Origin of the sequence: Clostridium sp. AF35-15 (assembly GCF_003477745.1) — a bacterium.
Lineage (GTDB): Bacteria > Bacillota > Clostridia > Lachnospirales > Lachnospiraceae > Otoolea > Otoolea fessa.
In genome coordinates this window covers 132285-147587 of sequence record NZ_QUDY01000006.1, presented here as the reverse complement: position 1 = coordinate 147587, position 15303 = coordinate 132285, and the positions used below count along the sequence as shown (strand labels likewise).

At 51.3% G+C, this 15303-nt stretch carries 12 protein-coding genes; 1 reads left to right on the top strand and 11 read right to left on the bottom strand.

Translation table 11 applies throughout. The features are described from left to right. Positions 1–13 precede the first annotated feature (13 nt). The 8 genes from DWZ76_RS08950 to DWZ76_RS08915 all read right to left on the bottom strand — a co-directional run bounded on the left by DWZ76_RS08950 (position 14) and on the right by DWZ76_RS08915 (position 11807). Positions 14–4711, bottom strand: coding sequence for an acyl-CoA dehydratase activase (locus tag DWZ76_RS08950; RefSeq protein WP_118472465.1), 4698 nt, complete (start codon positions 4709–4711; stop codon positions 14–16). Positions 4712–5104: 393 nt separating this feature from the next. Further along, complete coding sequence (hflX, locus tag DWZ76_RS08945) at positions 5105–6355, bottom strand: GTPase HflX (RefSeq protein ID WP_118472464.1); 1251 nt, start codon at positions 6353–6355, stop codon at positions 5105–5107. Positions 6356–6369: 14 nt separating this feature from the next. After that, on the bottom strand, positions 6370–7179 hold the full coding sequence (locus DWZ76_RS08940; RefSeq protein WP_118472463.1) for a tetratricopeptide repeat protein: 810 nt from the start codon (positions 7177–7179) through the stop codon (positions 6370–6372). A 19-nt stretch (positions 7180–7198) separates the two neighbouring features. Next, positions 7199–7630: a dUTP diphosphatase gene (locus DWZ76_RS08935; RefSeq protein WP_117795742.1), complete on the bottom strand. Its 432-nt coding sequence runs from the start codon at positions 7628–7630 to the stop codon at positions 7199–7201. A gap of 301 nt (positions 7631–7931) precedes the next feature. After that, positions 7932–9113 (bottom strand): sodium/glutamate symporter, encoded by a 1182-nt coding sequence (gene gltS, locus DWZ76_RS08930; RefSeq protein WP_107001574.1) that lies wholly within the window; start codon positions 9111–9113, stop codon positions 7932–7934. Between the two features lie 181 nt (positions 9114–9294). After that, a complete protein-coding gene (gene scpB / locus DWZ76_RS08925; RefSeq protein ID WP_118467432.1) occupies positions 9295–9903 on the bottom strand; it encodes an SMC-Scp complex subunit ScpB in 609 nt (202 codons plus the stop codon). Continuing rightward, positions 9887–10705, bottom strand: coding sequence for a segregation/condensation protein A (locus DWZ76_RS08920; protein ID WP_117795115.1), 819 nt, complete (start codon positions 10703–10705; stop codon positions 9887–9889). The genes scpB and DWZ76_RS08920 overlap by 17 nt, the downstream gene beginning before the upstream one ends. Before the next feature lie 160 nt (positions 10706–10865). Then, entirely contained in the window at positions 10866–11807 is a 942-nt protein-coding gene (locus DWZ76_RS08915; protein WP_118472500.1) for a metallophosphoesterase, read from the bottom strand. Positions 11808–12097: 290 nt separating this feature from the next. Between DWZ76_RS08915 and DWZ76_RS08910 the strand changes: the two genes are divergently transcribed. Further along, positions 12098–12907: a YihY/virulence factor BrkB family protein gene (locus DWZ76_RS08910; protein WP_107001577.1), complete on the top strand. Its 810-nt coding sequence runs from the start codon at positions 12098–12100 to the stop codon at positions 12905–12907. Here DWZ76_RS08910 and DWZ76_RS08905 read toward each other — a convergent pair. The 3 genes from DWZ76_RS08905 to DWZ76_RS08895 all read right to left on the bottom strand — a co-directional run bounded on the left by DWZ76_RS08905 (position 12885) and on the right by DWZ76_RS08895 (position 15221). Then, positions 12885–13262: a hypothetical protein gene (locus tag DWZ76_RS08905; RefSeq protein WP_107001672.1), complete on the bottom strand. Its 378-nt coding sequence runs from the start codon at positions 13260–13262 to the stop codon at positions 12885–12887. The genes DWZ76_RS08910 and DWZ76_RS08905 overlap by 23 nt on opposite strands. 24 nt (positions 13263–13286) lie before the next feature. Beyond that, positions 13287–14666 carry a 23S rRNA (uracil(1939)-C(5))-methyltransferase RlmD gene (gene rlmD / locus DWZ76_RS08900; protein WP_022359752.1) on the bottom strand — a complete coding sequence of 460 codons (1380 nt, stop codon included), beginning with the start codon at positions 14664–14666 and terminating at the stop codon, positions 13287–13289. A gap of 261 nt (positions 14667–14927) precedes the next feature. Next, on the bottom strand, positions 14928–15221 hold the full coding sequence (locus DWZ76_RS08895; RefSeq protein WP_022359751.1) for a hypothetical protein: 294 nt from the start codon (positions 15219–15221) through the stop codon (positions 14928–14930). Positions 15222–15303 lie beyond the last annotated feature (82 nt).

Below are 15303 nucleotides of genomic sequence, written 5' to 3'. Positions count from 1 at the left end.
GTCTAACCCGAAATCAGGAAACTTTCTGCTTTTTATTATCGGCGTTTTTCTGTTTTCTATTCATAGTCTCCACGGGGCTTCTCTGCCCCACGTCCGGCAGGGCAACCGTGTCCACGCTTCTTTCTTTCACATTCATAATCAGCATCTGCAGGCGGTTTTCCAGATTGGCAAAGCTCACATCCGGATCGTAGTCAAGCGGCAGGATCTGGGCGTCCGGGTACATTTCCCGCATTTTTTTTACGATGCCGCGTCCTACCACATGGTTTGGCAGACAGCCAAATGGCTGTAAAATCACAAATGCCCGGCAGCCATGCGCCGCATGGTGCAGGATCTCGCCCGGAATCAGCACGCCCTCGCCCGCATCAAAGGTGTGTGGGATGATCGGGTCACTTTCCTTTACCAGTTCCGGCAGGCGGCAGACAGGCGTATAGAGCGGATGCTGTTTCGCTATCCGATCCGCTGCCGCGTGCGCAGCGTCAAATACCCTGTTCGCCACATGGTACCAGTTTTTCTTGACAAACGGCTTTTTCAGATGATACGTCCGAATCTGCTCATCCTGGCAGAAATACGTTTTCCGGATAACATCCGTCATCCGCGCCTCGATAATCTCAAATCCATTTTTCTCCAGGTAGCGCTCAATCTCATGATTCGCGCCCGGATGGAAATTGAGGAGATACTCGCCGATGATCAGGACGCGCGGGCGCGGCTGGCTCCGGTCATATTCGATCGCATTCATCCGCTGGATCGCCTTTTTAAAGCCTCGCAGAGCGCCTGAAAGCCCATGCTGCTCCAGACCATCCACGACGAAATCCATCGCCTCGCCAAATGCCTGATCACTGCTTCCAGAAACTTTCTCATACGGGCGGATCTTGCGAAGCAGCTCTTCCAGAATATCGATCATCGGAAGCGCTCCCGCCAGACGGATCGCCGACACAAGGTTCATCCGGAAGCCCGGATGCAGATCATGATAATCGACGTCATCGTTCGTCAGAATCGCCACCTCCGGGTAGCCGGCGTCGTCAAGCGCCTTGCGAAGCAGCGCACTGTAATGGGTCAGGCGGCAGTCACCGATGTATTTTCCCATACCGATCGCCGTCTCAGATGGCACATACTGACCACTCCGAAGTGCTGCCAGCGCCTCGCCGATGACAATCTGCGCCGGGAAACAGATATCGTTGTGGACATACTGCTTTCCGAGGCGGATCGCCTCTTCCCTGCCGACCGCCAGCGGAACTGCCCGGATTCCCTGTGTCTTCAACGCCGCCGACATAATCCGGCAGAACGCGTGGGAGGTGTTCGGGACCAGAACCGTGCGCTTCTTGCGGTCTTCCACCTCAAATTTAACCGGATATGGATCCGAAAGTTCATGAACCTGCCAGGATTTTTGAATGTCTGGTCCCAGCGCAACCGTCCCGCATTCATTTCCGCCGCCCGCATTCTCCTGTCGGCTTGTTCCAGGCTGGTTTTGCAGCCTCTCCGCCATCTCCCGCTTCTTCCGCCGCATGTTGATCGTCTCCAGGAAGGAACGCACCCTGATCCGCAGCGGTCCCTGTACCTCGCTTTCGTCAAGTTTCAGGATCAGCGGTGATTTTCCGGAGATTTCCCGCATCATACGCTGGATCTCATCCGACAAATATGCGTCATGCCCGCATCCAAAGCTTACAAACTGGACATATTCCAGATTCTGGCTCTGTGCCGCCAGAACCGCGGACGCCAGCATCCGCGCGTGGTAATTGTTTACGACATCCAGACGGCTGTGGCTTAAATCCACATTTTCAATGCCCGGAACAGAATCTGCCGTCAGAACCGGAACGCCGAACTCGGTCAAAAGCTCCGGCAGGCTGTGGTTGACAAGCGCATCATTCTGATACGGTCTTGACGCCAGCACCACCGCATAGCGCCCCTCTTTTTCCACCTCTTCCAGAACCTTCGCTCCCGCCTCTTTCAGGCGGCTCCCAAACTGCCGCATCGCATCATTTCCTGCAAGAACCGCCTTTTTCGTTTCCGACGGCTGGATGGAAAATGTCTGTTCCATATATGTAATAAGCTGACGTTCTTTATCTTCCTCCCTGTACCAGTAAAATAACGGTGCATCAAACGGAATGCCCCACTGTTTCTCCGGAGAATCCGAGTTGCGGATCACAAGCGGATATCCCTTCACGACTGCACACATGGACTCGCTCGTTGATTCCGTATTTTCCGATCCGATCGCCGCAATCGACGGCATAAAAATACGATCCACTTTCTTCTTTACCAGATCGCGGATATGCCCGTGCACCAGTTTTGCCGGAAAGCAGACGGTATCTGAAGTTACCGCGCTTAAGCCTTCCTCAAACATCTTGTGCGTGCTCGGGGATGAAATCTGAATCTCAAAGCCCAGCGAACGCCAGAACGTCGTCCAGAACGGCATCGTATCCCAGAAAGCAAGGACGCGCGGCAGACCGATGGTTATATTTCGCCGCACAGTATCAGACACAGCATTCGGCACAAGACCAGTCTTAGCGGCTGCCCGCTCTGAATGACTTTTTGCAGACGATGCATCCCCCTCTACCGCTTGATCCAGATAATCTGCAAACAGGAGTTCTTCCCGCAATTTATAGAGATTTGGCACTTTATTCCGGGTTTCTGACGCTATTTTCAGTCGCTCGCGCACCTTCACATCCTTCGGATCGCCAAGAATCTCGCCCCGCTCACAACGGTTGTTCGTGATCCATGAGGTTCCATTCGAAAACCGCACCACCGCACGCTGACAATGGTTCATACAGAACGGACACGGCACGTTCGCCTCCTGCTGCCAGGTCAGGGACTCCATTTGATCCAAACTGGTAAAATGCGGCTGTTTCCGGCTCTGTGCTTCTTCCTTCGCTAAAAGCGCCGCACCGATCGCCCCCATAATGCCCGGATACGGTGCCCGGATCACCGGGCGGCCGACATACTGTTCCAGCGCACAGAGAACCGCATCATTTTCAAACGTTCCGCCCTGTACGACAATCCTCTTTCCCAGAGAATCCAGGTTCGACACACGGATAACCTTTGTAAATACATTTTCAATGATCGAACGGCACAGCCCCGCCATGATGTCCTCCGGCAGCTTTCCATTTCTCTGCTCCGTCACGATACTGCTCGTCATAAAGACGGTACAGCGGCTTCCGAGCGCAGCCGGATGCTGCGAAGAAAATGCCTTTTCAGCAATCTCCCGCGCCGGAATATGCAGGGAGGATGCAAAATTTTCCAAAAAAGACCCACAGCCGGATGAGCAGGCTTCATTCACGACAATATTTGTGATAACGCCATTGTCCAGCCAGATTGCCTTCATATCCTGACCACCGATGTCCAGAAGAAACGTCGCATCCGGCGTGTATTTTGCCGCCGCACGCGCATGTGCCACCGTCTCAACCGCGTGTGTCTCGGCCGAAAATGCACGTGAAAACAGCATTTCTCCATAACCGGTCGTCCCGGCTGCCAAAATCTCCAGCCGCACGCCGTGGGACGCATACTTTTCCCGCATCGCAATCAATGCTTTCTTTGCCACCGTCAGCGGATCGCCTTGATTCGGCGCATAAAAGGAATCCAGAAGTTCCTCATTCTCATCTAACAGGACAAATTTTGTCGTCGTACTGCCCGAATCAATACCCAGATATGCCCGCAGCGTACTGCCTGACTGCGGATATACTGTTTTTCGTTCCGGACGTCTGTGTCTCTCCTGAAATTCCGTCTGCGCCGCCTGATCGGCAAAAAATGGACGGGAACGGAACGTGCCCTCCGCCATCTCATCGCCATTTCCGGCTTCACTTTGTTTCTTTGCTTCCTCGCGCGCCGCACGCACCTTCTCGATCCGATCTAACAGTCCGTCTGCCGTGGCGAGCGCCTCTTCCTTCGAAAAAAGCTTCACTGCCGCACGCGCCGCACCGCAGGCAATCAGAAGTTCCGGCCGGTCCGGACTTAAAATTTCCTCCGGCCGAAGGTCCAGACGTTCAGCAAACACGCGCACCAGCGTCCGGTTAAAGGTCAGCGGACCGCCCTCAAAGACAACCGGCTTCTCGATCGAAAGTCCCTGTGCCAGACCGCCGATCGTCTGTTTGGCAATCGCATGGAAGGAGGAAAGCGCCAAATCTGATTTTTTAACCCCCTGATTTAAAAGAGGCTGGATGTCGGTCTTGGCGTACACGCCGCACCGTCCGGATATATCATATACGGTTGTTCCCTGTGCCGCCAGCGCGTCAAATTCCTCAACCGGTGTCTTAAGAAGAGAAGCAATCTCATCCACAAACGCACCTGTACCGCCAGCACAGCTGCCGTTCATCCGCATATCTGTGACCTGCAGCTCGCCCGTCCGTTTATCCCTCTGGAAAAAGATAATCTTCGCATCCTGTCCACCCAGCTCGATCGCCGTTCCGATTTCCCCGTACATGGCTTTCAAGGCGATCGAGTTCGCCACTACCTCCTGTACATAAGGGATCTCCAGCTCTTCCGAGAGGTGCTTTGCGCCCGAACCGGTCATCGCCGTCAGAAATGACCGCCCCGCAAGCGTCTCTTTCACCAATTTTACAGCTCTCGACACACTCTGAAGCTGATCCGAGTGATGGCGTGTATAGTCCGAAAACAGGACTTTCCCCGTTGCCACCTCCATCACTGCCACCTTCGTCGTCGTTGAGCCAACGTCAATTCCGACGAGAATCTGTTCCTGTCCGTTTTGTCCCTTCTGTTCCATTCTGTATCTTCTAACTCCTTTATCCCAGATGTCTGCAAACTTGTGCGGTCATTCTATCCGACACAAGCAGCCTGCGCCCTGTCATCTCTTTTCTCTTCATCTTAACAACTTCTTAGCATCCGCCAAAACATGAAGAAGAGGCATACGGTTTTTCCCCGCACACCTCTTTACCGTATGGATCTGTACGCATCTGCCTTCCAGCATTCTGTACAGCCATAAATATGCTACATTCTAACAAATTTAAAATAAAAAGTCAATTCCCGGGAATTTCAAAGGTGCCGTAAGAAAACGTGGTGGCAGCAGGAATTTGCCGTATTTAAATGCGAAGCCACGGCAAATCCCGTTACTGGGCACGTATACGTGAACGTAACACAGTAACCTATCATCTGCCTGTTAGCGCATCAGCCCTGCGTAGAGCTCCGTCGGCACATATGCCTCCACGTAAATGCCATCTTCCCGGTACTCTTCTTTTAAAAGCTGACCGTATTTACGGATCGTCTGGATGCGTCCGGCTTCCTGGTAGGAAAATACCTTTTCCAGATAAATCTTGCGGTTTCGCAGAATCATTTCCAGAATATCCTTCAGCTCATCCAGCCCCGCGCCCGTCTTCGCGGAAATCTGCACCTGATAATCAGAATGCAGATCTTTCAGCGTCTCCGGCTGCTCCACCTGATCCATCTTGTTAAAGACTGTTACCACCGTCTTATCGCCGATCTCCAGCTGACGCAACGTATCATATACGACATACATCTGCGTGTCCATCTGCGGATTCGACGCATCGACCACATGGAGGACAATATCGCTATAACGTGCCTCCTCCAGCGTACTCTTGAACGCCTCGATCAGATGGTGCGGCAGTTTGCGGATGAATCCGACCGTATCTGTCAGCAGGATCTCCTGTCCGCTCGCCAGCTTTAATCCACGCGTCGTCGGATCCAGCGTCGCAAACAGTTTATCCTGTGCCAGGATTCCTGCACCCGTCAGGGTGTTTAAAAGCGTTGACTTACCGGCATTCGTGTAGCCGACGATCGCCGCCGACAGCGTATATTTCCGGTCGCGCTGTTTTCTCGTCACCTCGCGGTGGCGTTTGACATCTTCCAGTTCCGACTTTAGCTGCCCGATCCGCTCATGAATCAGACGGCGGTCCATCTCCAGCTTCTTTTCACCCGGTCCTCTCGTACCGATACCGCCGCCCAGACGGGACAGGGAACTGCGCAGACCGACCAGGCGCGCTGCGCGGTAACGCAGCTGTGCCAGCTCAACCTGGATTTTTCCCTCGCTCGTCGTCGCATGCGCCGCGAAAATATCGAGAATGACCATCGTCCGGTCCATTACCTTCGTATCCAGCGCCGATTCCAGATTGCGAAGCTGTGCCGGGGACAGTTCATCGTCGCAGATCACGCCGGTTGCGCCCATTTCCCAGACCATCTCCCGCAGTTCCCCGATCTTTCCACTGCCCAGATAGGTGCCTGGATGAATCTTCTCCCGGTTCTGCACCAGACGCCCGATCGCCGTCGCTCCGGCGGTATCCGCCAGTTCCTCCAGCTCATCCAGGGACGCCTCCGTATCATCTTCATCAGAGGTGCTGACCGCCACCAGAATGACGCGCTCCTCCAGTTCTTTCATATCGAACAATTCTGCCATATTACCTCCAATATTTACCGGCTTTCCAGAAAACGGATTTCCTTCTGCACCTCCGGTGTGTCCGCACCGGCTGCCTGGCACTCCTTAAACTTTTCCAGCGCCTTCGCAAAATCGCCCTCTTTCTCATAGAGAACCGCAATATTCTGCCGGATTACCAGCGCCGTCTCATTGTCCGCCAGCGAAAGCGCCTCCTCATAATGGGACATCGCGCTCTCATAATCGCCAGCCTCCATCTCACTGATCGCAAGCTGATTATAAATCTCCGGTCCCGACACGCCGCGCTCGATCGCCTGATTGCAGTACTGGGCTGCGAGTTCACTATCCCCGGCATCCCGCGCCGCCGACGCAAGCGCCGTAAACGCCAGACTCACACCCGGAGCCGTGGCGCTGCTCTTTTTGCTGTTCTTCGCCTTTTCCTCCGCTGCCGCAAAATCCTTTTCGGCATCCTCCGCCTGTCCGGCTGCTGCCTCCGATGCCGCTTTATAATAGAGGTATTCCGCTTTTCCGCCGTCTACCTCCGCCAGAATTCCATAGGTCTGCGCTGCCGCCTTATAATCCGCCAGTTTGTATTCTGCCTCGCCGCGGTATTTTAAAACATCCAGCTCAAAAGAATTGACGATCCCATCGCTCTCATCCAGCGCTTTTCCAAACGAATCAATCGCATCCTGATAATTACCTGCATTTAACTGCTCGATTCCGGTCATACGCGCTTCTTTCGCTTCCTTCGATTCAGTGCCGCAGCCGGAAAGGATGCCCAGTGAAAGCACCGCTGCTGCCAGAAAAAGACTTACTTTTCCTCGTTTTAACCTCTTTATCTGCTTCATTTTTTACCAAACCTTTTTATTAATTCTTTCCCGTACTTCCGATCCCGCCGCGATCTTTATTGTCAAGCTTCTCCGTCTCCTCAAATACGATCTTCGGCTGATGCTCCATGATGCGGAACTGGCAGATGCGGTCATTGACATGGATCACTGTATCACGCAGCGCATATGCCGGAAAATGCCACTGATCGTTGTCCCCGCAGTAGCTCTCATCGATCACACCCATATGATTGGTCTGGATGATGCCGAAATTTTTAAAGGTACTGCTGCGCGGAACTACATGCGCCTCATAGCCCTTCGGCAGCTCCATCGCCACGCCAAGCGGAATCAGGGCAAAATCACCCTTTTTCAGCACCACCTCACGCGCCGCACGCAGGTCGATCCAGTCAGATTTGCCGTCAATGTAGGCGAGGCGGTCAATGGCGTCTGTGAAATATTTGATCTTTATGTTCATGCTGTTCATATCTGTATGAAATCCTTTCTTATGTCACATTTTATCCGGTAATGGCTGCCTTGCAAGTTTGTTTTTCACAAAGCACCTCCCCGAAAAATATTTTTCAACTTTCCAGTTTCTCTATAATACCACACACGCGCGTTTTCCGAAAGTATTAATTCGTGCAGGCACGGACTTTCGCTCGTTGCGCGCGAAAAATCCCGGCGGCCTGGAAATCCAGAACCGCCGGGAAGGAAATAGGTTGGAGCTACTTCAATATCAGAATATTTTAAATGGATACTTTGCTGAACCAGCCGTCAAATTATAAGAGGTTCATGAAAGTAGTCAGTACCATGGAGTTAAAGAAGTCTACGAATAAGCTTCCTACTAACGGTACGATGAAGAATGCACGCGGAGCCGGACCATAACGCTCTACCAGTGCTCTCATGTTTGCCATTGCGTTCGGGGTTGCGCCCATACCGAAACCACAGAATGCGGTGGTCATTGCAGCTGCCTCGTAATCACGGCCCATGATGTTGAATACAAGGAAGTTTGCATACAGGAACATAACAACCGTCTGAACTAACAGGATAACAATCATCGGAAGCGCCAGAGCTGCTAACTGCCACAGCTTCAGGCTCATCATTGCCATCGCTAAGAACAGGTTCAGGGACAGGCCGCCCAGTGCGTCAACTTCTTCCATCGGAAGATCTTTGTGCTGTACATCCCAGATATTACGGATAGCGGCTGCTGCCAGCATCGCACCGATGTAAGTCGGGAATGTAAGACCAATGCTCTTAAAGAACGCGAAAATGAAGGTACCAACACCGATTGCAACTGCAAGGAATACAGCCGCGGTGGTGAATTTCTGACCGTCGATCGGCGATGCTACTTCGTCAACTGCATTGCCTTCCTCGGCTGCGGTTGATTTCAGATGGTGTTTCTCAACACGGGCACGGGCGATAGGACCACCCATCATACTGCCGGATACCAGACCATATGTAGCGGATGCCAAGGCAACTGTAGTTGCGCCTACAACTGCGTATTCCTGCTCCAGAAGCGGTCCGAAGGAACCACTCGTTCCGTGACCTCCAACTAACGGCATAGAACCCATACATAAGCCGAGAAGCGGATTCAGACCAAACGCTGCTGCCAGACCGCTGCCGACTGCATCCTGCACGATACAGATACCAACTGCCAGCGCCAGGAACATAAATACCTGAACGCCGCCCTTCTTTAACAGACGGAAGCAGGCGGTAAAACCGACGCTGCAGAAGAAGATCGTCATAAATACGCTCTGTAAGGTTGTATCAAAGGAAAGCTCCAGAACTCCTGTTGCATACAACGCCAGATGAGCGAATGCAAATACGACACCGCCCGCAACCGGAGCCGGTATACAATACTTGCTCAGGAAGGGCAGCTTTTGTACAAGCAATCTTCCCAGACAGTAGACCAGTGCGCCAAGAGCACACGCCTGATACATATCAAGCTCAAGTGTCAACATAAACAATTCCCCCTTTTGTTTTGCTGGCTTCTTTCATTTATGTAGCGATTTGAAAGAGCTGCTTGTTTGTTTGTGTTGACCTCATTTTCCACGTTGGCTACAAAAAGTTACAAGAAAATACAGAAATATGATGTTAAGAATCTGTTAATGTCAGAATTGAATGAATATTGTTAAGAAAACGTTAATATTTCATTTCCTTCTCTGCCTCTTCCGGCAGTTTCCCCTCAAACTTCAGCTCTTCCTCCGCCTCCATGCGGAACTCATCGATTCGTCCCGGTGCCGGTTCCGGCAGTTCTTTCGTCGATCCGACTCCAAACCGGCGCAAAAATTCCTCCGTCGTCGCAAACAATGCCGGACGTCCCGGCACATCCAAACGCCCTACCTCGTAAACGAGATTGTACTCAATCAGTTTATTGACCGCGTGATCCGATTTAACCCCGCGGATCTTTTCAATCTCAAGCTTCGTGATCGGCTGTTTATAAGCAATGATCGAGAGTGTCTCAAGCACAACATCCGTTAAAATCTGCTTCTTCGGCGTCGCTGCCACCCGGATCAGATTCTCATAATATTCCGCGCGGGTCGCCATCTGCCAGCTGTCCTCCAGCTGCGTGATCTGCATGCCCCGCTTTTCTGCCTCATATCGGCTCTGTAATCGTCTGACCGCCGCTTCCGCGCGCTCTGTATCCGTCCCGAGCGCCGCCGCAAGCTGGCGCAGCTCAACCGATTTTCCCATTGTAAAGAGAACCGATTCCACGATGGCTTCCTCGCGTTTTTCATCTAATTCTGGCATACTCTTCTCCTTCCTCCGTCGAAAGTTCCAGCTCTGCCTCGTCTTCCGTTTCATCCACATCCACCGTATCGAGCTGCATCTCATCAAACAATTTTTCCTGCACCAGATGAATCCGTCCCATCTTCATCAGCTCCAGCACTGCCAGAAACGCCACGACTATCTCCAGGCGATCGGATTCCCTCTCCAGCACATCGCTGAATTTAAAATGACGGTGTTCCCGCGCATAAGAAAGCACCGACCTTACCTTCTGCTCCAGGCTGATCGGTTCCCTGCGGATCGTGCTGAACCGGCTTCGCACCGGGTCAAGCTTATTGGCATTCCGCTTCATGACCGCGTCAAACACTTTCTGCAGCTTTGCCAGCGTCAGACCATCCAGAAGCTTGTCCAGATCCAGCGGTTCTTCATATTTCGCCACCTCCCGGGGAATCGTCGGTTCCTTAAAAAAGAGAAGCTCTGCCTCCTGCTCCCGCTCTTCCAGCTCCTGCGCCATATATTTATACATCTTATATTCCAACAGCCGGCGCACCAGCTCGGCGCGCGGATCTTCCTCGTCTTCTTCCTCTTCTTTTTCCACCTTCGGAAGGAGCATCCGCGATTTGATGTCCAGAAGCGTCGCCGCCATCACCAGAAAATCGCTGACCACATCCAGATCCTCATGATCCATCTGATTAACATATTCCAGATACTGCTCCGTAATCAGGACGATCGGAATATCGTAGATACTTACTTTATTCTTTTCAATCAGATGAAGCAGCAGGTCCAACGGTCCTTCAAAATTATCTAATTTATAGGAAATTTCCATTCTTTCCGAACTCCTTCTTTTAGCCAGCTTTTTCTACAATCATATACCAAATTCCGTATACATCCACCCGTGCCGAAGAGTTATTCCTGCTGCCACCACGTTTTCTTACGGCACTTTCGGTTCCAAAAGTGCCTACCCGTGTACAATAACCAGAATCTCTCTATTGTTTTCCCCGCAACGTCACACAAACCAGCTCTGGCCGGTCATTCAGCCGCACATTGATCGAATGTGTCCCAAGCCCCCGGCTGACGATCATCGTCTTTCCGTCCGCATCAAACCGTCCGGCGCACCATGGCAGGAAAAACTGGTACTGCGGCGTCATCACGCCTCCCAGCCCCGGGATCCGGATGGTTCCGCCGTGGAAATGTCCGCAAAGCGTCAGATCCGCGCCCCATTTCCGGCAGGTCTCAAAAAAGAGGGGAGAATGAAATAATAATATCTCATACATTTCATGTCCGGCTTCTCGCTCCTTTTCCGCCAAGTCAGGAGACAACGATTCTTTCATCTGATGAAAACACGTCTTCTCTGCCGCAGTTCCAACCCGCTCCGAAAGCTCTTCCATCGGCAGTTCCGGCACCGTGAAATGATGCTTATAATATATCTCCCGCAAATTGCACCCAGTCACCCGGATCCACGGATGGATCTCCTCGCTCCGATCCGATAAATAATGAACCCCCAGACGTTTTAATTCCATCTGGAACCGATCATACAAATCTCCGTACACATCCCGCTCCCGGTTCATCCGCTCCTCATGATTTCCGTTTGCATAGTAAACCGGCACAAACGAGGTTATTTTTTCCAGAAGCGATACCGTGACGGTTAAATCACCTTTTCCCTTACAGACCATCATATCGCCGCCGATCAGCACCGCATCCGGCTTGAATGCGCGGATCGCCGCCACCAGCGGCTCATTGTCCGTTCCATACACATTATCATGCAGATCCGACAAAAATACGCAGCGCAACGCAGCGCCATCCGGCAGCTTCGGACTCTCTATCTCATACTGGTCGGTCACAAAATGTTTTTTTTCATATTCCGAGCGGAGCAAAAGCCCCACTGTCACGGCTGCCAGTGCCGCCGCACATGCTGTGATTGCGATCATTTTGTTTCCTCCCATGTCCCATTTTCCAATTGGCTGCCGGCTGATTTTTGCTGCTGTCCGCATCACTGCCATCCTTATGCCCTGCAGACCCGAATCATTTCTATCCTGTTATCATACGGGAAACCGGTGTTTTCGTCAAGACAGGCAAATCCGTTGCTATTTTTTCGACCTCATGATAATATACTTTTAACAACACTGAAATGACATTCACCTATCGTCAGCCATTTTTCAAAGGGAAATGAGCCAGTTACGGATATTTTCTTAATAACATAAATCAAGCGAGGTTTTTCATGCTTTCTTTTCTCCTGAACTGTAAACGGATTTACAACGATTTCATCAAAGACGAAGTCACGGTGTACGCCGCCCAGGCTTCTTTTTTTATCGTTCTCTCTGCCGCACCTTTTATCATGATTCTGCTGACGCTGATCCAGCTCATCCCCGCCGTCAGCCCGGAGGATCTGATGCACGTGATGACACAGCTTCTTCCCTCCAGCATCCACCCGCTGATTGAATCGGTAATCCAGGACATCCAGACTGTATCCCCGGCCGCCCTGCTCTCGGTTACCACCGTGGCAACCATCTGGTCGGCTGCCCGCGGCATGCTTGGGATCGAGCGCGGCTTAAACCGGATCATCGGCTGCCGCAAGCGCAGAAATTACCTTTTAGGACGTATCATCAACTCTGGCTATACCATTGTTTTTCTCCTGATGTGCATTTTCTCCCTGGTTCTGATGGTGTTCGGTTCCTCCCTGCAGCGCCTGCTATTCCGTTACTTTCCGATGCTGGACAGATTCGTTTCCTGCCTGATTAGTCTCCGGACGTTTCTTGCGCTAGCGCTGCTGACGCTCTTTTTCGTCGCGCTGTACACCTGGCTGCCCTATGAACGGCAGGATATCCGTCTCCAGCTTCCCGGTGCGCTGATTTCCACCGTCGGATGGATCGGATGTTCCTACGGATTTTCCATCTACTTCAACCATTTCAGTAATTATTCTTATATGTACGGCAGCTTGACCGCCGTCGTGATCCTGATGCTGTGGCTGTACGCCTGCATCTGCATCCTGTTTTTCGGTGCGGAAATCAACCAGCACTGGCGCAGATAATCCCCAGCCTCAGGAACACCGGATACAGATAGCTTGCCCCAAACACTCCCAGCTGCTTTGGTCCGGTCACGCAGCCAAGCTCCTGCGCTTTTTTATACGCCACCAGGATGCTTGCACGCGTGACCGACTTTTCTTTCCGGCTGACAAACATCTCGTTGCCCCGGATCGTGTACGAATATTCCAGCCCTTTCGCCGTGTAAAATATTGCCCCCTCAAATGCAAGAATCGCTTCCCACAGGGCATCCGGCGTCTGTTCGCGCAGTAAAGTCTCCCTCTTCCGGCGCTGCACAGCTGTCTCCTGTACCTGACAATCTGCTGTATCTGGTTTTATTTCATTCTCTTTTGTTTCATCCATTTTTCCCACATCCATTTTGGGATCTTATTTCTTCCGCGTCAATGAAACCACCGTCTCACAATTGGCAGTATGCGGGAACATATCCACGCAGCACACCTTATCCACCTGATATCCTGCCGCCTGGATCGGTTCCAGATCCCTCGCAAGGCTGGTTGGTTTGCAGGACACATAAACCATGTGGCTGACGCCAAAATTCAAAATCTTTCCGATCGCCTTCGGATGGATTCCGTCGCGCGGCGGATCCAGAACGATCAGATCCGGCTTTTCTTCCAGCTCGTCCACCACCTTGAGGACATCCCCCGCCAGAAATTCGCAGTTGCCAAGTCCGTTGCGCGCCGCATTCTCACGGGCTGCCTCGACTGCTTCCCCGACAATCTCCACGCCGACTACTTTCTCCGCCACCGGTGCGAGGATCTGCGCGATCGTGCCGGTGCCGCTGTAAAGGTCAAATACGACTTTTCCCTTCGTCTCACCCACATACTCACGCGTTTTCTCGTACAGCACCTCCGCGCCCAATGAGTTCGTCTGGAAAAAAGAAAACGGCGAGATCTGGAACCGCAGCCCTAAAAGCTCTTCGTAAAAATGCTCGCGTCCGAACAGAATGTCCGTCCCCTCATCTTTTACGGCATCCGCCAATGTATCATTTTTAGTATGCAGAATGCCCGCAAAGCTTCCCTCCATAGGAAGTGCCTGCAGGCGCTCCGTCCATCCCCGTAAAAGTGCTTCCTCGGTTCCCTCAAAGGTGTCCGTCTGTGTCGTCGTGATCAGATCGACCAGAATCTCCCCTGTCTTGATCGCACGGCGCACCAGAAGATGGCGCAAATAGCCGGTATGCTGCATTTTTTTATAAAATCCAACTTTCTTTTCCTCAAAATATTCTTTTGTACAGACAAGAATCTTGCAAAAATCCGGATGCACGATATGGCATTCGCCGGTTGTAACCACATCATAAAAACTGCCGCGCTTGTGCATTCCCAGCGACATAGGACCATCCTTGACCTCATCACCGAAGGAAAACTCCATCTTATTCCGGTAGCCCTGCACCAGCGGGCTGCCTAAGATGCCCTCAAACTCATATTCCGGACATACCGCATCCAGAAGGGAACGAACCTGTTTTTCCTTGATCGCAAGCTGTTCCTCATACGGAATCGGCTGATAAAGACATCCGCCGCAGATACCAAAATGCGGACATACATCCTCTGCCGTCTCTAACTTTGAGTGCTCGACAACCTCCAAAAGCATACCCTCGCATCGACCGCCGCGCTTTTTATTGATACGGAACCGGATCTTCTGTCCCGGAAGCGCATTTTTGACGATCGCTTTCTCTCCATCTATCACAACTACGCCCTTATTTGGAAACTCAATCCGTTCTACAGTTCCTTCGTAAATCTCACCTTTTTTCATTGATAACTATATAGCTCCTTCTCTCAGTGGCTTTTACCGCACTATAATCACCAACTGCAAATGCTTCTTCAACTCACAGCTAATTTCCATCTGCGGTTCTAATTCATATCTTTATAGTATACAGGAATTTTTTTCTTTTTCCAAGATATAAAAAATACAAACTTATCTACAAACTTTCCTATGGCATAAAAAATACTGCGTGAAACCGATTTTCCGATTCCGCGCAGTATTTATTCTGATTCATTGACTAAATTATCACAATCAGTCTTTCTTTTCTTTCTCGTCGCTCTCATCCTCGAAGAAATCGTCGTCGAAATCATCATCGAAGTCGTCCTCGAAATCTTCCAGATAATCTGGAGTAAAGAAACGATATACGCCGTATGCAATCGCTGCAACTGCTGCTACAATACCGATAATGGCTAAAATCCAGAGAATACAGTTTTTCTGTTTCTCCTCTTCTTCTTTTCTGTGAAGGAATTCATTCAGTTTGGTTGCATTCATGATCTCTTCTACTCTGGAGAGCGCATCTTTGCTCATCATATCAAATTTATTCATACACTCCACATCCTTTCCCGCGTTTTGATCCGCAATTCTTGATTTTATTATACCATCTCTCAGCCGATTTTACTATATTTTT

Excerpts from the sequence above, each read along its gene's own strand:
- DWZ76_RS08950 (WP_118472465.1), bottom strand. The coding sequence starts at position 4,711 with ATGGAACAGAAGGGACAAAACGGACAGGAACAGATTCTCGTCGGAATT.
- DWZ76_RS08905 (WP_107001672.1), bottom strand. The coding sequence starts at position 13,262 with ATGGATGAAACAAAAGAGAATGAAATAAAACCAGATACAGCAGATTGT.
- rlmD (WP_022359752.1), bottom strand. The coding sequence starts at position 14,666 with ATGAAAAAAGGTGAGATTTACGAAGGAACTGTAGAACGGATTGAGTTT.
- scpB (WP_118467432.1), bottom strand. The coding sequence starts at position 9,903 with ATGCCAGAATTAGATGAAAAACGCGAGGAAGCCATCGTGGAATCGGTT.
- DWZ76_RS08915 (WP_118472500.1), bottom strand. The coding sequence starts at position 11,807 with ATGATCGCAATCACAGCATGTGCGGCGGCACTGGCAGCCGTGACAGTG.
- DWZ76_RS08920 (WP_117795115.1), bottom strand. The coding sequence starts at position 10,705 with ATGGAAATTTCCTATAAATTAGATAATTTTGAAGGACCGTTGGACCTG.
- DWZ76_RS08935 (WP_117795742.1), bottom strand. The coding sequence starts at position 7,630 with ATGAACATAAAGATCAAATATTTCACAGACGCCATTGACCGCCTCGCC.
- gltS (WP_107001574.1), bottom strand. The coding sequence starts at position 9,113 with ATGTTGACACTTGAGCTTGATATGTATCAGGCGTGTGCTCTTGGCGCA.
- DWZ76_RS08940 (WP_118472463.1), bottom strand. The coding sequence starts at position 7,179 with ATGAAGCAGATAAAGAGGTTAAAACGAGGAAAAGTAAGTCTTTTTCTG.
- DWZ76_RS08910 (WP_107001577.1), top strand. The coding sequence starts at position 12,098 with ATGCTTTCTTTTCTCCTGAACTGTAAACGGATTTACAACGATTTCATC.
- DWZ76_RS08895 (WP_022359751.1), bottom strand. The coding sequence starts at position 15,221 with ATGAATAAATTTGATATGATGAGCAAAGATGCGCTCTCCAGAGTAGAA.
- hflX (WP_118472464.1), bottom strand. The coding sequence starts at position 6,355 with ATGGCAGAATTGTTCGATATGAAAGAACTGGAGGAGCGCGTCATTCTG.